A 19,003-nucleotide genomic window follows, 5' to 3' on the forward strand; every position below is an offset into this window, starting at 1 on the left:
TCCCCTCTGACGGTGGCGACATGCGAACGGCTCTCCCGCTCGGGCGATCCGGTGGTCTTGTCGGGACGCGGGGAGAACGTGTGGAGATCATGAAGGGATGAGGGGGGTTGAACAAGGGCCGAGAGGTGTCTGTCGTCCCCTGGGGCTGCCGGAGCCTCTTATTCCAGCCTTAATTGCCTTCAATCTGCCCGGAGTTGATCCTTCTTGTCATGTTTCTGTCAGTGAGTAATCACACACAGTCTCGAACACTCTGGCGCGGAAGCGTACAGGTGCCCAATAATCCCGGCTGATCATCTTCTCATTTTCCTCACACTTTTCTTACGGCTTCGTCCGCACCGCCGACCGGGGTGACTGCCCGGCCGCGCCCACCGGGGGGTTCCTTTCGTGTTCGGTCGATCACGTCCGCGCTGGCACCGGGGAATCCGCCGCGTCATGGCGCCGGGCGGTGTCCTGCTGCTGTCGCTCGCCCTGTCCGTCGGGGTCCTGGACGGCAGGGCGGTCGCCGAGCCTCCTCCGACCGACGACGTCGCCGCCATGGTGGACGTGCCGGCTACCGATCCGGTGGACGGCGCCGACCAGTCCCCGGACGGCTACGCCCGGCAGTACGCGATCGACCAGGCCCAGGACGACACCGATCCGCCGGACGGCAGCACTGCCATCCCGGCCGCCGGTCCCGACGGCACCGCCGACATCACCCCGGAGAAGCTGGCCACCGCCCCCGACGGGCTCGTCCAGGTCGACGGCGGGGTCCCTGTGAAGATCGGCGCCGCCTCCGAGGACACAGCTCAGCAGCCCACGGGCACCTGGTCGGTGAACGTGCTCAGCCAGGCCGACACCACCGCGGCCGGCGTGAACGGCCTGCTGATGCAGATCACCACCAGCGACACCACCCCGGCGCCCGCCAAGGTCCAGATCGACGCCACCGACTTCAAGAACTACTTCGGCGCTCAGTGGTCCGACCGGCTCCAACTGGTCCGCTACCCCGAGTGCTTCCTCACCCAGCCCGACAACGAGGCGTGCGCCACTCCCGAGCCCCTGGACGACTCGGCCGACCAGCTGCCCGACGCCACGACCACGGACGCGGACGGCAACGAGACCACCGACCTGGGTGCCAGCAAGGTCGAGGCAACGCTCGACCTGTCCACGCCGATGGCCGCCGACAGCGCGACCGGCACCACCACGGCCGACGCGGCGGCTGCCCTCTCCCACGGCAGCGTCCAGTCGGCCGTCTGGCACGGCACCTCCGCGAAGGCGGTCAGCGCTGCCGCCTCCGCCGGGTCCGGTGGGGTCCTGGGTGTGGGCGACTCCGGCAACGGAGTCGGCGGGTCCTTCCGGGCCACCCCCCTGTCCTCAGCGGGCACCTGGGCGGCCGGCTCGTCGTCCGGTGGCTTCTCCTACACCTACGCGATCGACGCCCCGCCGGTCGCCGCGGGCCCGACGCCGACCGTCGCCTTCTCGTACAACTCGCAGGCAGTGGACGGCAAGACGGCCTCCGCCAACCCGCAGACCTCCTGGATCGGCGAAGGCTGGTCGTACGAGACCGGGCACATCGAGCGGTCGTACCGCGGCTGTGGCCAGGACCAGGACGGGGACAACGCCAACAACAAGGGCAAGGCGAAGAAGACCGGCGACCTTTGCTGGGCCTCCTGGAACGCGGTGATGACCCTCGGCGGCACCACCGTCGAACTGGTCCGCGACGACACCACCGGCGAGTGGCATCCGCGCTCCGACGACGGCACCAAGGTGGAGCGGAAGACCGGCGCCGACAACGGCGACGGCGGCGGTACGGACGACAAGGGCGAGTACTGGATCGCCACCACCCGCGACGGCACCAAGTACTACTTCGGCCTCGACAAGGTCGGCGGCGGACACGCGGACACCGACTCGGTTTCGACCGTCCCCGTCTTCGGCAACGACCCGAAGGAACCCTGCCACGCGGACGCCTTCAAGGACTCCTTCTGCGACCAGGCCTGGTCCTGGCAGCTCGACAAAATCGTCGACCTGCACGGCAACGCGATGGTGGTCAACTACCGGCAGGAATACAACTACTACGCCAAGAACAAGGCGAACAAGACGGCCGTCAGGTACGCCCGCGCCTCCTACCCGCTCAGCATCGAGTACGGCCTGAACAAGGACCACCTCGACGCGGTCCCGGCCGCCAAGGTCGAGTTCCGGACCGAAGAGCGCTGCCTCAACGCGAACAGCGGCAAGTGCGACGCGGACGACTTCACCTCCGACGACCCGGCGAAGTACCGCGTCTGGTACGACACCCCGCGCACCCTGCTCTGCAAGACGGCCACCTCCAAGCAGTGCCCGACCTTCCCGTCCTTCTGGACCCGCAAGCGACTCGAGAAGGTCGTCACCTGGGCCCACCGTGACGGCACCAGCGCCCTCCGCCCGATCGACGAGTGGACGCTCAGCCAGGCATTCAACGGCGGGTGGTACCAGACCTCCCCGGGTCTGTGGCTGTCCGGCATCCAGCACGGCGCCTACGACACCGACACCACCGACCCGGACGACGCCCCCGGCCAGACCCTGCCCGCCGTCGCCTTCGACGGCACGGCCCTGCCCAACCGCGTACGCGACGACAGCAAAGACATCGAGCTGACGTACGTCCATCCGCGTATCACCGGGATCACGGACGAGAACGGCAAGAAGACGGTCGTCGAGTACAACAAGGGCTGCGCGTACGCCCCCGCCAAGACCGACATCGCCGACAACACCGCTGCCTGCTACCCCGTGCACTGGTCGCCTGACGAGAGCGTCGAGAACCCGCCGCTGTCCTGGTTCAACAAGTTCACCGTCGCCCGCGTCACCGAGCAGGACACGGTCGTCACCCAGACCGCGCTCGCTTCACCCGACCTGGTCACCAGCTACACGTACGGCGGCGGCGGCTACTGGGCCAAGAGCGACGCCGAGTTCACCAAGCCCTCGCAGCGCACCCACAGCGACTGGCGCGGCTACGCCTACGTCACGACCGAGGTCGGCGATCCCGACGGAGCCGCCGCCACCCGCTCCCGATCGACGACGTACTACCTGCGCGGTTCCGGAAAGACCCTCAAGGACGACACCGGCGCCACGCTCAGCTCCGACGACGCCTCCGAATACGCCGGCCAGGCTGCCGAAGCCGTCACCTACCTCTCCGCGGAGAGCGCGGCGGCCGCGCACAGCCGCGTGATCACCCTGCCGGGCGCGAGCACCGAGACGGCCCGGCGGGCCCGCACCGGCGACAGCGACCTGGTCGCCCGCCGCAGCTACATGAAGCGCGTCGACGACCTCACCGCCTACAACGGCAAGTGGCGCGGTACCCGCACCACCACCGCCGTGGACGGTGACGCTCTCCCCAAGCTCAGCGAGGTCTCGACGGTCACCCTGACCTCCCCCGGGGACACCACCCCGGTCGTCGGCGATACGACCTGCACCCTCACGACGTATGACAACAAGGAGTCGCTGAACCTCTACGGTCTGCCGCAGCGGGTCCTGACCACGGCCACCGACTGCGACGACGTCACGACCGCAGCCACGGCCCAGGTCGTCTCCGACACCACCACCGGCTACAACGCGCTCGGCGACGCCACCAGCCAGAAAGCCCTGAACGGCGACGGCACCGCAAGCGTCACCAGCTCCACCACCGCGTACGACGACTATGGCCGCGCCACCAAGGTCACCTTGGGCACCCAGGTGACCAGGACCACTTTCACCCCGGGCAGCAGCGACTACGTCGTCACCGGCACCAGCATCACCAACAACAAGCAGCAGACGACGATCACCACGATCGACCCGGCTCGCGGTCTGTCCCTGACCACCAAGGACCCCAACGACAGCGTCACGCGCTACGCCTACGACCTGCTCGGCCGCCTCACCACCGGTTGGCTCCCCGGCGACGACGACTCCCTGCCGACCACGAAGATCACGTACGGGCTCGGCTCCAGGACCCCGACCCGGGTCATCACCAGCAACCTGCGCGACAACGGCACCTACAGCGACTCGGTCACCTTCTACGACGGCATGATGCGCACCGTCCAAACCCAGTCACCGGACGCCACCGGCCTCGGTCGCATCGTCAGCTCGGTCCGCTACGACGACCACGGCAGCCCTGCCCGCACCGACAACGGGTACTACACGACGGGCCTGCCGGCGAAGACCTGGCACTTGCCGACCAGCCAGCAGCCGATCCCGAACTCGACGAAGACGACGTACGACGGTCTGGGCCGTCCGCTGAAGTCCGTCACCCTGCACCACAATGCGGAGTTCGCGACCACAACGGCCACCTACAGCGACAGCGACGCATCGGTTCTGGTAGTCCCACCTGCCGGCGGGACCGCCACCAAGACCATCGGTGACGCCATCGGCCGCGCGGTCAAGCAGATCACGTACACCAACGCCGCCCGCACCGCGAGCACATACACCGAGACCAAGTACGACGCCCTGGGCAACCGCACCGAGGTCAAGGACGCGTCCGGTCACCTCTGGTCCTGGACCCACGACTCCCGCCACCGTGTCCTGACCAGCACCGACCCCGACTCCGGCACCAGCCGGACCTGGTACGACGACCAGGACCGCGTCATCCAGACCAAGGACGCCACCGGCAAGGTCCTGCATTACGGCTACGACCCCCTGGGCCGCCAGTCCTCCCTCACGGTGGGCTCGGCGACCCTGCCGACGGCGGAGTGGACGTACGACACGGCGACCAACGGCATCGGTCGGCCGGCGACCTCGGTCCGCCACACCACCCCGGGTTCCGCGGCCGGAGACATCGTCACCGAGGCGACCGGCTACACCCCGAAGGGCCAGCTGACCGGCAAGACGGTCACCATCCCGACGATCACCGGCACCACGAGCAACCTCTCCGGCTCGTACCACTGGTCGTACACCTACACCCGCACCGGCAAGCAGCAGTCGGCCACCCTTCCCGCCACCCCCGGCGGTATGGCGACGGCCGAGAAGATCATCACCCGCTACAACGCCCAGGACCTGCCGGTCTCCACCTCAGGCTGGGACTGGTACACCACGGGCGCGATCTACAACCCGTACGGTCAGATCACCCGCACCACCACCGGCCAGAACCCCTACCGGGTGTGGACCAGCGCCCTCTACGACGAGCCCACCGGGCTGCTCGTCCACTCCTACGCCGCCACCCAGACGGCAAAGGGCCTGGTCTCCCAGACCGCCTACGCCTACGACCAGGCGGGCAACACTAGCCTGGTGGCGACGGGTTCGACCTCCGGGGCGACCACCACGTGGGACAACCAGTGCTTCACCTACGACGCCCGCGGCCAGCTGGTCGAGGCCTGGACCGGCGCCACGGCGAAGAGCTGTACGGACTCGGCGGGCACCACGTGGAAGGCGACCGACGCCTCGGCGATCGCGTCGGGTGGGGTGGGCACCACTCCGTCCCCTTCGACCATCGCGACGGGCACGGCGACCTACGGCTCCCTCCCTTACTGGCAGTCGTACCGCTACGACGACCTCGGCAACCGCACCACGGTCACCGACCACAGCACCCAGCGCACCTCGACCGGGGCTCTCAACACGGCGCTGGACGGCGGCACTTCGTATGCCTACGGCGACACGGGCCAGCCCAACACGCTGACCGACTGGACCAAGAAGACGGTCACCCCGGCAGACTCCGGCACCAAGACGGTGACGGAGACGAACTCCGCCACCTTCGACGACGCCGGCCGCACCGCCACGCGCACGATCAACGGTGACTCCCAGTCCTTCGTGTACGACGGCGAGGGTCTGCTGACCTCGGTGTCCGGCTTCGGAGCGGGCAAGGGAGCCGTCACCGGACCGGGCGGCCTGTGCCTGGACGACGCCGGCGCCGGAACGGCCGACGGCACGGTCATCCAGATCTACACCTGCAACGGCAGCCCCGCGCAGAAGTTCAGCGCGAACGGCGGCAAGCTGACGGTGCTGGGCAAGTGCGTGACGGCGGCGGGTACGACGTCCGGCTCGGCGATCACCCTGAAGACCTGCGTGCCCGACGCTTCCGCCCAGTCCTTCGTCCTCCGCGCGGACGGCACGTTCTACAACGCGGCCTCGAAGCTCTGCCTCAACGCCCCCGCGACCACGGCAGGCACGGACCTGACGCTGGCCGCGTGCACAGCGAGCGCGTCGACGCAGAAGTTCGCCCTCTCGGCGAGCACGTCGTACCTGTACGACGCTGACGGCAACCGGATCGCGAAGACGACCGGCGGCTGGACCACGCTGTATCTGGGGGAGACGGAGGTCTCGGCCTCCCAGTCGAACACCGCCACCAGGGCTGTGCGCACCTACGCCCAGGCGGGCGCCCCCACAGTGGTCCGCTACACCTCCAGCGCCACCTCGTCCCAGACCCTGGCCGCGCAGATCAGCAACACCCAGGGCACCGGCACGATTCAGATCAAGCTGGCGTCCGGGATGGCGATCGTGTCCCGGTCGTACGACGCGTGGGGCAACCTGCGCGGTGACCAGGCCGGTCCGGCCGCATGGGCGGGTTCGAGGACGTACATCGGCGGCGCGGACGAGTCCAGTACGGGCTTGATCCACTTGGGCGCGCGGGACTACGACCCGGTGACGGGCCGCTTTACGACCATCGACCCGGTGATGGACCTCTCCGATCTCCTGCAGCTGGGCGGTTACGCGTACGCGGACAACAGCCCGGTGACGAAGGAGGACCCGAACGGGCAGTTCTGGAGCTGGTCCCAGATCAGGCACAAGGCCTGGCAGGCAACCAAGGCCGTCCCGCACGCCCTCTACGAGTACTCCGGCGCTGCGGACGCCGTGAGCTGCTACACCAACCCGACCCTGAGGGCCTGCCTGATGACCTCGGTCACGGTTGGCGTCCTCGTCGTCACCCGAGGCCAGGGAGAGCCGGCTCTGCTCGTGACCAGGGCCGAGCTGGCCCTGGGGAGTCGCCTGTTCCTCCAGGGCGCGGAACAGGCGGCCGTGAAGTCCGCGGCCAAGGAGTCGGTCGCCCCCGCGGTGAAGGCGGTGGAGAAGAAGGTCGTCAAGACCGCCGAGGAGAAGGCGGCCAAGGCGGTCGAGAAGAAGACGGCCGCCAAGGCGACGGAGAGGTCGGCGGCGAAGACGGCGGAGAAGGACGCGGGCAGGGCCTCAGACGCGGGCGAGGACGCCGTCGAGGCGGGCGGCAAGTGCAACAGCTTCACGCCGAACACCCGGGTCCTGCTGGCGAACGGCAAGTCCAAGGCCATCAAGGACCTCCGCCCCGGTGACAAGGTGAAGTCCACCGACCCGGTGCTGGGCGCCCTGAGCACCCAGACGGTCACCGCCACGATCAAGGGTCACGGCACCAAACACCTGGTCCGCCTGACCCTGTCCAACGGTAAGTCCATCACCGCCACCGCCGGCCACCCGATCTGGCTCCCGAAGGAACACCGCTGGGCGAAGTCGAGCGAACTGCGGTCGGGGGACTGGCTCCAGACGTCGGCGGGGACGTACGTCCAGGTCGCGGCGGTGAAGGCGTGGACCCAGAGGGCGACCGTCAACAACCTGACGGTGTCCAGCACGCATACGTATTACGTGCTGGCGGGGGCCATCTCGGTCTTGGTGCACAATTGCGATGAGGCCGTCAAGGACGAGCTGACGCAACTCGGCCGGGCCCGGATCGAAGAGGTCAAGACCAATCTTTCCGAGGATGAGGCTCTTCCGGGCGCGTTCAGCGTAGGACGTGACCGCATTACTGGGAAGGTCTACTACGGTGAGAGTGGGCCTGCTACCGGACACCATCCCGATGTGATCTCCCGGCTGCCAGCGGAATCCCAGCTCCCTAACGGTCGCCCCCCCGGCGTTTGTGCAGAGGCGCGTATGTGTACCAATGCCCTGAACGACGGAGCCTCGTTGGAGAATCTGGACATCATCACACTCAACCAGAAGGGTAAAAAATTCAAAATGTGCCCGAATTGTCAAACTTGGGTTCCGGAGGCAGTAGGGAAGGTCCTCACCGGATGAGCGGGGCCCGCGAAATCACCCGGCTTGAGAAACTGCGTGACGCGTTCCCCGGCGCGGTTCGCGTGGGCCTGGGGGAAGCGTCTGTCGATGACGTCTCCAGTCTCTACGAAAGTGCCGGATACTTCGTCGGTCCAGAGTTGCGCAGATTCCTTACAGAGTATCGAGAGGTTTCCCTGACCTGGCTGTACCGAGGCATTGAGGTAGAAGTGACTATCAGTGCCGAAGAAGCGCTCTCTTTCTATCCCGGGAACATTCGAATTTACTCACGTAAGGTGGGTCTCCCCCTGACTCCTGTCGGCTCTGCATTCGCCACCGAAGAGGTTGTGTTGATTGCTAATGATGGGGATATATTTCTCGCCGGGGATGCGGGAATGCAGCGCGTCGGTAATGGATTCGTGCAATCCATGCGGGCTCTGATTTCCGGCGATTGGGACAAAACGTTCTTCTGATCGAAGAACGTTTTGGTGAGAGCGGGAAGAACGATCAGGGGGAGCGCTCTGCGGGGCCGTGGACGTGTAGGTCCGTGGCCTTGTCCTTGGTCACTTTGCCAGCGACAAGCCGCGTGGTTCCTGCGGGGCGGTGCCAGCCCTCACCGTGGGCACCTTCACGCCGTATGGCAAGACCGTCCCGGACTGAAGCTCGACCGGGGGCATGGCGACTTCGACCGGAACAGTTACGGCGATCTGGCCGTCAGCGACACCCCGTACAACGAACATGCCGGTTCGGTCGTCACGCTGTGAGGCGGGATCAGGGATGCCGCGAGTTCGTACCGGTTGAGCCGGTCCACCGTCGGCGTTACCACCGTCGCTGCCGCGGAGGCCGCGACGTGTCCCCGTCCTAATGGGCGTAAGCAGGGCTGGGACTCGGGCCCGTTAGGTGTCCGTGCTCGCAGATTTCCCGCCGTAGTCGCACACGGTCACCCTCCGGTGTTTGTCCGGTGCTGTCCGGGCTTGTCGGGGTGGGCTCCGTGGGTAGGGCGGCCGTGTGGCGCAGTGGGACTACGGAGGGGGCGCGATGGTCGACCGTGAGGCGGGGCGGCTCAAGGGGGAGGCGGACGAGCCGGGGTGGGAGGTCGATCCGGACGACGAGTGGGGGCTCGCGGTCATCGCGACCGTGGGGCGGCAGCTGAGGCTCCGGCGGGAGGCGGCGGGGCTGCGGGCCGGGGAGTTCGGGGAGCGGGTCGGGTACGGCGAGGACATGGTCTACAAGATCGAGGGCGGGAAGCGGATTCCCCGGCCCGAGTATCTGGACGACGCCGACCGGGTGTTGGAGGCGGGTGGGCTCCTCTCCGCGATGAAGGAGGACGTGGAGAAGGTCCGGTACCCGAAGAAGGTGCGGGCCCTCGGGGAGTTGGAGGCGAAGGCCGTCGAGCTCCAGCTCTACGACCCCCTCAACATCCACGGGCTGCTCCAGACGCCGGAGTACGCGCGCGGGCTGCTGCTGATGCGGCGCCCCGCGTACAGCTCGGACGAGGTCGAGCGGTTCATCGCCGCGCGAGTGGCCCGCGGGGCCGTCTTCGAGCGGGATCCGGCGCCCGAGATCGGGTTCGTGGTGGAGGAGTGGTCGCTTCGGCGGCCGCTGGGCGGGCGGGCGGTGCTGCGGAATCAGCTCGCACATCTTCTTGAGGTGGCGCGGTTGCGGAACGTCGAGCTTCAGGTGATGCCGATGGATCGGGAGGAGCACGCGGGCACCGACGGCGGCATCGACGTGCTGAAGTTCGCCGATGGTTCGGCCGTGGGGCGCTCGCCTGTTGTGGCACACGGGCGGCCGGTCCACGAGCCCAAGCACCTCCGTATCCTTGAGCTGCGGTACGGAATCATCCGGGCTCAGGCGCTCACTCCTCGTGAGTCACTGGCCTTCGTCGAGCATCTGCTGGGGGAGACATGATCCACGACACCGACTCCGCGTTGCAGTGGTTCAAGAGCAGCTACAGCAGCGGCAGTGAGGGCGACTCCTGCGTTGAGGTCGCCACGACCCCCGGCACGGTCCACGTCCGCGACTCCAAGTTCCGCGAGGCCGGTCCCCGTTTCGCGCTGACGCCGGGGGCCTGGGCCCGTTTCCTGCCGTTCGCGTCGGAGGACTGACTGGGTGTGACGGCGGCGCGGGTGAGCGTGGGGCTGGTGTTGCCCCCGGGTTCTTGGAAAGCCTTGATCACGCGTGGGGCCGGTCGGTGGGCCAACGGCACGTGACCGACCCCGTTTTGGGCGGCCGGGGTCGTCGCATCGGCCCGGTCGCCGACGCCCCCGGCTGCCATCCACGTCCGCGACTCCAAGCCCCCGGCCACCGGCCGTACCTTCCACCTCACGCCCTCCGCCTGGGCCGCCTCCACCGCCGCAGTGAAGCTCCCGGCGGTCGCCGATCCGCTGAGTGGAACAGGACACGACACCCGGCTCCGAGCGCAGCAGGCTGCGCAGTGCAACGTCCAGCGAGAGAGCCGGAGAAGACGGATGTCCAAACGACGTGGCCTGTTGGCGCTTCTCACCGCCGGGTTCGCGATGCTGACCATCGCCTCGGTCAGCACACCCGCGCAGGCGGCGGGGTTCACCCCGATCAACGTCTGGAAGTCGAGCCACTGCCTCGACAACGCCACCGAGAACTGGTCGAAGCTCCATATGTGGAAATGCACCGGCGGTCCCGAGCAGAAATGGCTGGAGGGGTTCAACACCACCACCGGCTACTTCACCTTCACCAACCAGAACACGGGACGGTGCATCACGGCGCCCGCCTCGGGCACCGGGACGGTCACCGTGCAGTTCTGCAACGCCGCCGCGGCCAACCAGCAGTGGCGGGTGTACTTCGCGGACAACCCGGAGGGCCCGCCCTCGGGCTGGTACGACGTCTGGCAGAACGTGTCGAGCGGGTTCTGTCTGTCGACGCCGAGCGTGGCCAACGGCACGCTCCTTCAGACGACCCCCTGTGATCCTTCCGACCAGTACGACCGGTGGCACACCCAGTAGGAGGGGGTAAGCGGAACGGAAGACCCCTGGGGGCGGTGTTCAGCGGTGGCCCAGTGCCCCGCTGATCGCCGCCCCCGCGCGCCGTGCCGCGTCGGCGAGCCGTTCCAGGTGGTGCGACGGGTCGGTCAGCACGCTCAGCGCCGCTGTCGGCGCACGGTCCGCGCCGTACAGCGGCACGGCCACACAGCACACGCCCTCCAGCACCTGCTCCCGGTCGAAGGCGGCGCCCAGGTCCCGTATCGCCTCCGCCTCGCGCTGCCAGACGGCGGGCAGCGGGCCCAACGGAAGTCCGGGGCGGGCCCCGGCGAGCAGGACCTTTCCCGCCGCCGTGTACCAGGGCCAGGTCGCCTCGGTGTCCGGCGAGCCGATGGACGAGGCCCGGCCGGGCGTCCAGTCCAGGATCAGGGTCTGGCCCTGCCACAGCACACTGAGGCCGACCGCCATCCCGGTGGCGGCGGCCAGCCGTCTCGCCGGTTCGCGCGCGGCCGCCCGCAGGCCAGGCAGCGGCTGCCAGCGCTGCCCCAGCTGGTACACGCGCGGGCCGATCCCGTAGCCGACGCCGTTGCGCTGCACCGCGCCGAGCTCGATGAGCTGCTCCAGCAGCCGGTACGCGGTCGTCTTCGGCAGCCCGCACTCCGCCGCCAGCCTGGTCAGCCTCGCCCCCTCGGCCCGCTCCATCGCTCTCAGCAGCGCGAACGCGCCCTCCAGTACGCCACGCCCGCCGGCCCCGGTCATGGGCGCGGATGTGGACACCGATGTCGCCTGGTTCATCGGCGGATCCCCCGTTTTCTCTTTGGTCGGGCGCCTCCCGCTCCCCCGTGGCGGGAGGCGCTCGACCAGGGTGGGGGGCGGGTCTGGGGCGGGAGGTTGCCGAAAGGTTGTCGCGCCGCGTTCTCCCGCGGGCATTCTGTGGACAAAATGTGCCTGGGGGGTGGAACTCTTGGTTCAGTTACGGCTGTTGGGACCAATCGAGCTGGAGCTCCGGGGACGGGTCGAGGAGCTCGGGCCGCCGCAGCGGCGTGCCGTGGTGGCCGCTCTCGCGGTGGACGCCGGTCGGCCGGTCCCGGTCGACGTACTGACCGAGAGGATCTGGGGTGCCGATCCGCCGTCCGGTGCGCGGCGGGCTCTGTACGCCCATATCGCCAGGATCCGGCGGGTCTGCGAGCGGACGGGCGACGCCGGCGAGGAGCCGTTACGGCTGCTGCGGCGTTCCGGTGGGTATCAGCTGGAGGCGGGCCAGGACCAGGTTGACCTGCACCGGTTCCGTCGGCTGGACGAGCTGGCCCGGCGGCCGGGACAGCCCGCCGGTACACAGGTGTCGCTGCTGCGGGAGGCGCTCGCCCTCTGGCGCGGCGAACCGCTGACCGGGCTGGACGGTCCGTGGGCCGGGCGGGTACGGCAGGCATGGCACCGCCGACGTGTCGACGCGGCCGTTCTGCTGGCCGAGGGAGAACTCCGCGAGGGCGACCCCGCCGCCGTCGTACAGCCGCTGACCGACCTGCTGGGGGAGTACCCCCTGGCGGAGCCCCTGGCCGAGGTGCTGATGAGGGCACTGCACGCCGTGGGGGACAGCGCGGGGGCGCTGAACTGCTTCGCGGAGATCAGGCACCGGCTGGCGGAGGAGCTGGGGGCGGACCCGGGAGAACGGCTCGGCGGGACGCACGCGGCGATCCTGCGGGGGCGGAGATTCGGCGGGGGCGGGCGCACGACGTCCGCCGGGGACCCCGTGGGGGCAGGGCGGCCGGTCCAGGGCGGGCGGCGTCTCGGAGCGGACGCAGGCCCATCCGGGACGTATGCCACCGGTGGGGCGCGGAGCCCGGTCGGTGCGCCGACTGCGACGGAACCCGCCCTGCCGTCCTCGGGCGCCCCCGTTCGGACGACACGCGTCGCTCCCTCCGCGCCGCCTGTGGCGCCCGCTGCCGCGCCTCCGGACGAGGTCGCCGCCGTCCGGCCCCCGGCCCCGGCAGCCCCCGCGGCGTCCGGCGAGAGGCGTTCCGGCACCGGGGCGCCGCCGCGGCCCTCGCTCGACATCCCGGCTCAACTCCCCATGAGCGTGGGGGGCTTCACCGGTCGGGTCGAAGAGCTCGCACGGCTCCACGATCTCCTGGCCGAGGTCGAGCGGCAGCCGACGGCCGTTGTCGTCTCGGCCCTCTCCGGCACCGCCGGCGTGGGCAAGACCGCGCTGGCGGTGCACTGGGCGCGACAGGTGCGGACGGAGTTTCCGGACGGACAGGTGTACGTGAACCTGCGGGGCTTCGACCCGGGCGGCGCCGCGGTGGGTGCCGCCGAGGCGATCCGCGGGTTCCTCGACGCCTTCGGGGTGCCCGCGAACCGGGTGCCGCGTGGCCTCGACGCCCAGGCGGCGCTCTACCGCAGTCTGCTGGCCGGCCGGCGGGTACTGATCGTGCTCGACAACGCCCGGGACGCGGACCAGGTGCGCCCACTGCTGCCCGGGGCGCCCGGCTGTCTGGCACTCGTCACCAGCCGCAACCGGCTCACCGGACTGGCGGTCACCGAAGGCGCCCATCTGCTCCCCGTCGACCTGCTCGCCCCGGCCGAGGCCCGCGAACTGCTGGCGGCGCGGCTCGGGGCGGTCCGGACGGCCGCCGAGCCCGCGGCGGTGGACGAGATCGTCGTGCGATGCGCCGGGCTGCCGTTGGCCCTGGCCGTCGTGGCCGCCCGTGCCTCCGGCCGGCCCGGACTGCCGCTCGCCGGGCTCGCCAAGGAGCTGCGGACGGCCGACCGCCGACTGGACCCGCTGGACGGCGGCGACTCGCTCACCGGAGTGCGGTCGGTGTTCCAGTGGTCGTACCGGCTGCTGAGCCCGGCGGCCGCCCGGCTCTTCCGGCTGCTGGGCCTGCACCCCGGACCCGACACCGCCGTACCGGCCGCGGCGGCCCTGGCCGGGGTCACCGCCCCCGAGGCGCGGACCCTGCTCGCCGAACTCACCGAGGCGCAGCTGCTCACCGAGCACCGGCCCGGCCGGTACACCTTCCACGACCTGCTGCGCGCGTACGCCGCCGAGCTGACCGCCGTACACGACAGCGACGACACCCGGCGCAGCGCCGTCCACCGGCTGCTCGACCACTACCTCCACACCGCCTATGCCGCCGACGCGCTGCTGACCCGGCGGCGGGACCCGATGGCGCTCGCCCCGGCGCTGCCCGGCGCCCTGCCGGGACGGCCCACCGGGCCCGACGAGGCGCTGGCCTGGTTCGCCGCCGAGTACTCCGTCCTGCTGTCCGCGGTGCAGCACGGGCAGCCCGGTTTCGAGGCCCACACCTGGCAGCTGGCCACCACGCTCGGCACCTTCCTGGAACGGCAGGGGCACTGGCAGGCGCTGGCCGACGCGCACACCACCGCCCTGGACTGCGCCCGGCGCGGCCACGACAAGACCGGTCAGGCCAACGCCCACCGCGGCCTCGGGCTCGCCTGGCACCGGCTGGGCAACGTCGACCGCGGCCGTGAGCACTATCTGCTGGGCCTCGCCCTGTTCGAGGAGCTGGGCAACGACGCCGGACAGGCCCGGATCCGCCAGAACCTGGCCATCGCGGACTCGGCGCGGGGTGACCACGCGGAGGCGCTGGAGCACGCCCGGCTGAGCCTCGACCACTTCCGCGCCGCGCACGACCGCGGCGGACAGGCCATCGCCCTGAACGAGATCGGCTGGTACCTCGCCAAACTCGGCGACCACCGCGAGGCGCTCACCTCCTGCCGGCAGGCCCTCGCCGCCGTACAGGAGATCGGTGACCTCAATGGCGAGGCACACACCTGGGACAGCCTCGGCTACGTCCACCGCCTCCTCGGGCGGTTCGCGGAGGCGGTGGACTGCTACGAGCAGGCGCTACGGCTGTTCAGGAAGACCGGGGACCGGCGCAGCGAGGCGATCGGCCTGGCCTACCTGGGTGACACCCTCGATGCGGCGGGGGAGCCGGAGGCGGCGCGCGGCGCCTGGACGCGGGCGCTGGCCGTCTTCGACGAGTTGGGCCTGCCGGAGGCGGACCCCCTGCGCGACCGGCTCCGCCGCCCTCCGCCTTCGTAGCCCCTTTGTGGTCAGGGCACCTCCAGGATCGTGTCGATGATTCCCTGGGCGTATGCCTGGAGCTGCTCGGACCGTTTCTGGCTGAACTTCTTGATGAACCCCGGAGTCGGAAGGAAGTTCCGCGCGGCGCCTTTGGCCGCCCGTTCCTCCGGCGTCTGGGGCAGGGGCAGGGGCTTCCCGCTTTCGGACATCACCTGCACCCCGTCGAGGAAGGCCCAGCTCTGCTGGTTGTCGTCGACCTCGACGGTGAACACGGGCGCCCCGGGACGTGCACCCGGGCCCTTCGAGGAGGGGACGTCGACGGGTCCCCAGTCGCCGAGCGAGAAGGCCTCGGGCGTCGTGCTCGCCTTGGCGTAGTGGACGACGGGAACGGCCTCGGTCACGTGGTTGCCGCGTACGAGCGCCGGGTCCAGCCGGGCGACGGCCTGGGCGGCCTTGAGGGCGAGAGCGTCATCCGCCCTGCCGTCCTGGGTACGGGCCGAGTCGAAGCGCCGGTTCGTCCCCTTGCCGTCCTTTCCCGCGCTCTGCACCGGGAAGGCCGGGTCCAGGAGAGGGTCGAACTTGCAGGTCTCCAGGTCGAACTTCGGGCAGTCCTTGCCGAGCTGGTATCTCGGGTCGACGAAGATGCCCGGGAAGTTCACCCCCTTGATGGCGGAGACGCCGTCCCAGTTCTTGATCTCGTCGTCGCTCATACCGGTCTGGGCCTTTCTGCCCTTCACGTCGTCCCTGGTCACCGGATGGGTGCCGTGGACGCTGACGATCCTGATCGGCTGGAACCGCTCGACGAACTGGATGACGTACCGGATCTCCGGCAACTGGGGCAGCGTCCGTTTGTCCTCCCTCAGCTCAGTGCCGGCCCGGTCGATCAGCAGCCCCTTCCGCAGGGCGCTCAACGGCTCTCCCGGCGGGGGGAAATGGCGGGCGGGGTGAAGGACCACCCCCGGGCTGCCGGGGCGCGGGACCTCCCGCCAGGTGTTGCCCGTGTCGCCCCGCTTCCACTCGTCGGCCCTTGCCTGGAGACCGCGTTCGGGGAAGACGTCGGGGATGACGACCGCCCCCAAGCGGGTCGGCCTGGTGCGGGCCGCCAGCTTGGTCCGGATCCAGTGCGCCACCTCGATGCCGCCCTGCTCGCTCTCGTGGATGCCGGCCACGATGAGCACGAACCGCGGTTCCGTGCCGAAGAAGACATAGCTGTTCGCCGTCATGAAGGGTCACCGGCCCTTCACTGGGGGGTCCAGTTGCCGTGGCTGTCGAGTTTCCCGAAGTCGGGGGTCCACTTGCCGGCCACGATGCGGCCGGGCACCCACATGTCCTGGCCGTTGACCTGGAACTTGCGCCACTCCGGCAGCGTGTCGTCCGCCCTGAGACGGACGAGGGTGGTCGGCAGCGTGACCTCCCAGGGATCGCCCTGCGGCACCTCGCCGCCGGGCGCGTCGTCGCGCGCGCGGATCTCCTCGGTGATCGGGAGGTAGTCGGTGTCGGTGATGCCGGGCACGGCACCGCCGTTCCAGATCTGCCCCGTCATGAGGAAGTACCGTACGTCGCCCTCCAGTTGGGGCCGTACCGGTACGACGACCCGGGCGGCGCCCGCCTTCAGGAACTCGGCGAACAGCGGGTCGGGGTCGTCGGCGAGCGCGTTGGCGTACCACGTCTCGCGGCGGGCCCAGTAGTACGGGTAGAACACGTACATCATGTGTTCCCACTCGAAGGCCTGCTCGAAGAAGCGGATGAACCCCTCCTGGTCGGAGCCGACGAGGTTCTGGTTCGGGAGCTGCGGAACGTTCGGGCGCGGGAAGGCGGGCGCCGTGGAGTTCACCCTGACGTCGTCGATGTCGGCGTCGTGGAGATCGGTGCCCGACAGCAGGGAGATGCACGCCTTCTTGAGTTCCGCACGCTCGATCAGCCTGTTCTGCGCCGGATTGCGGCCGAGCGAGACGGTGGCGGCGGCCTGCACCGCCTGGGCTTTCACCTTGTCCTGGTAGCCGCTGACCAGGTTCTCGTGCGCGTTGACCAGCGAGTTGTACGTGTCGAGCCGCCACTGCTCCACCGCGGTGTCGGTCCGTGCGCACGTCACCTCGACCGTGACCGCGAAGTCCCGCGCCTGCTGGGTCTCCACGGCGATGGGCATGCTGCCCTGCTCGTTGATCACCGTGTTGGCGGGGTCGGGCAGCAGCGCGGCGTTCGGCGGCAGGGTGCCGGCGCCCTTGCACTCGAAGCGGTGCTTGCCGACGAACACCCACATCCGTTCGTCGCCGTCCTCCTCCTCGTAGAGGGTGAAGGCGCCCTGGGCGGTGATGGCGGTGGCCTGGTAGCCCTGCGGGATCGTCAGGTCGTCCACGACCGCGAGATGGTCGTGGTCGTCCTTGTTGCCGGTCAGACTCTTGGTGACGGTGGTGAACGGCTCCGGGGGTGCGTTGACGCCCAGGGCGCCGTACTTGCCCATGAACGTGCCGTAGTACGTGGGCGAGAGGGGTTCGAACGACACGTCGGCGGGGGTGATCGGACGGGAGACGACATCCGACTTGAGGAGGCCTTCCGGGTCGAGGTCCCCGGGCTGGACCGGTCGCCAGTGCGGCGCGGCCGTGCCGTCGTTGACGACGACGAAGGGCTCGGGCGGGGTGATCGCCGCCTGGACGCCCTTCACGGTGGTGGCGTCGACGACGAAGGCGGCCGGCTCCGGGACCGTCAGGTCGAACATGAGGCGGCTGCCGTAGTTGAAGGTCTGTGCCTCGTAGACCTTGTTCATCCACTGGTAGACGCCGCTCACGTTCGCGTTGCCCGGGCCGGTGTTCTCGAACGAGTGCAGCTCCCGGTCCTTGAGCACCTCGATCGTGCGGGTGGTCTCCTGCCGCCGTACGGTCTCGGTGACCTTCGTCGCCGCCCGGTTCGTCACATCCCTCGCGTGATCGGTCGCGACCTTGGCGGACTCCTCCTTGGACAGCTGGTAGGCCACGCCGGCGTTCGCGTTGATCTCCACGGCACCGTACTTCGCCGACACGTTCACGCCGCCGGTGATCGACAGATCCTCGCTGACGGTGTTCTGCACCTCGTTCTTGAAGTCGAACCGCTCGGTCACGTCGAGCGAGGTCGTCGTCTCCGTCGTCTTCGAGGTCTCCGTCACCACCGTGGTGTCGATGGTCAGGTTGTGGTGGGTGAGCTTCTCCCGCTTCTCGCCCTTGAGGATGTTCTCGATGTCGGCGACATCCCCGGGCTCGTACCGGGTGAGCCGTTGCTTCACGACGAGCAGGTCCCCGACCCCGACCGGTTGCGGCAGCCCACCGCGCAACGGGAACACGGTGGTCGGCAGCACCAGCGACTCGCTCAGCGAGCGCTGGATCTCACCGGCGCCCTCCAGCGAGGCGTCAGCGGCGGCCACCCGGGTGATCAGCCCCGTCAGCCGGGTGAGCCGGGCGAGGTCGCTGATCGGATGCGAGCGCGTGGCCGGCAGCAGGAAGAGGGCGACGATCGTGTCGTGCACGTTCTGCACGAAGAGCTTGAAATTCGCGTCCGCCGCCAGGACCTGCGGTGTCTTCCCGAACCCCGACTTGATGACCGCGCTCAGGTCCGCGGCGTGCAGCGCCGTGGCCGCGGTCGCGGCCAGCTTGTCGTAGGCGCCCTGGTCCGGGATCGCGTCGCTCTCCTTGATGAACCCCGGGCCGTAGTCGCCGACCAGATAGCGCCCGGCGACCTGCCGCGCGGCGTCGACCGGGCTCTCGCTCTGCCGGGCCGATGCCAGCGCCTTCTGGAACGCGCTGGACGACTGCAGATCTATGGAATGCGCGGGTGCGGTGCGCGCGGGCGCGCGCAGCGCAACGAAACGGAACAGATCAGTCACTTTTCCCCCGTTGTACGCGTGTAGGACGTACGCGTGCGAGACGCGTGCCGGGGAGTCTTACGCGTCGCTTTCGCTGATCGGTACCCTTTGGGTGGAACGGGGGCGGTTTGTTCCGGTGAGCGGTCCGCGTGTTTGACCTGCGTCACTCTCGGGGTATTGTCTCCGGCTCGATTGGCCAGGCCCGTGCCCCGTATGGCAGACTAGCGGGGTTGCTCG

General features: G+C 69.5%; 9 protein-coding genes. 6 read left to right on the forward strand and 3 right to left on the reverse strand.

Features of this window, described 5'->3' with window-relative positions; translation table 11 throughout:
• Positions 1-432: 432 nt before the first annotated feature.
• The 5 genes from ACFULQ_RS16800 (at position 433) to ACFULQ_RS16820 (ending at position 10,910) form a co-directional block, all read left to right on the forward strand.
• The gene (locus ACFULQ_RS16800; protein ID WP_383544093.1) at positions 433-7,953 is read left to right on the forward strand and encodes a ricin-type beta-trefoil lectin domain protein; all 7,521 of its coding nucleotides are present in this window, start codon (positions 433-435) and stop codon (positions 7,951-7,953) included.
• Positions 7,950-8,402 (forward strand): SUKH-3 domain-containing protein, encoded by a 453-nt coding sequence (locus ACFULQ_RS16805; RefSeq protein WP_383544096.1) that lies wholly within the window; start codon positions 7,950-7,952, stop codon positions 8,400-8,402. The genes ACFULQ_RS16800 and ACFULQ_RS16805 overlap by 4 nt, the downstream gene beginning before the upstream one ends.
• A gap of 565 nt (positions 8,403-8,967) precedes the next feature.
• On the forward strand, positions 8,968-9,840 hold the full coding sequence (locus ACFULQ_RS16810; RefSeq protein ID WP_383544099.1) for a helix-turn-helix domain-containing protein: 873 nt from the start codon (positions 8,968-8,970) through the stop codon (positions 9,838-9,840).
• On the forward strand, positions 9,837-10,037 hold the full coding sequence (locus tag ACFULQ_RS16815; RefSeq protein WP_383544102.1) for a DUF397 domain-containing protein: 201 nt from the start codon (positions 9,837-9,839) through the stop codon (positions 10,035-10,037). The genes ACFULQ_RS16810 and ACFULQ_RS16815 overlap by 4 nt, the downstream gene beginning before the upstream one ends.
• Positions 10,038-10,400: 363 nt before the next feature.
• Entirely contained in the window at positions 10,401-10,910 is a 510-nt protein-coding gene (locus tag ACFULQ_RS16820; protein ID WP_383544104.1) for an RICIN domain-containing protein, read from the forward strand.
• 39 nt (positions 10,911-10,949) lie between these two features.
• Here the strand turns inward: ACFULQ_RS16820 and ACFULQ_RS16825 are convergent, their stop codons facing one another.
• Positions 10,950-11,681 carry an IclR family transcriptional regulator gene (locus ACFULQ_RS16825; RefSeq protein ID WP_383544106.1) on the reverse strand — a complete coding sequence of 244 codons (732 nt, stop codon included), beginning with the start codon at positions 11,679-11,681 and terminating at the stop codon, positions 10,950-10,952.
• 187 nt (positions 11,682-11,868) lie between these two features.
• Between ACFULQ_RS16825 and ACFULQ_RS16830 the strand changes: the two genes are divergently transcribed.
• Entirely contained in the window at positions 11,869-14,952 is a 3,084-nt protein-coding gene (locus ACFULQ_RS16830; protein ID WP_383544109.1) for a BTAD domain-containing putative transcriptional regulator, read from the forward strand.
• An 11-nt stretch (positions 14,953-14,963) separates the two neighbouring features.
• Here the strand turns inward: ACFULQ_RS16830 and ACFULQ_RS16835 are convergent, their stop codons facing one another.
• The gene (locus ACFULQ_RS16835) at positions 14,964-16,157 is read right to left on the reverse strand and encodes a hypothetical protein (protein ID WP_383544112.1); all 1,194 of its coding nucleotides are present in this window, start codon (positions 16,155-16,157) and stop codon (positions 14,964-14,966) included.
• Between the two features lie 17 nt (positions 16,158-16,174).
• Positions 16,175-18,787 carry a hypothetical protein gene (locus ACFULQ_RS16840; protein WP_383544114.1) on the reverse strand — a complete coding sequence of 871 codons (2,613 nt, stop codon included), beginning with the start codon at positions 18,785-18,787 and terminating at the stop codon, positions 16,175-16,177.
• Positions 18,788-19,003: the final 216 nt, after the last annotated feature.

Origin of the sequence: Streptomyces sp. NPDC057253 (assembly GCF_042669125.1) — a bacterium.
Taxonomy (GTDB): domain Bacteria; phylum Actinomycetota; class Actinomycetes; order Streptomycetales; family Streptomycetaceae; genus Streptomyces.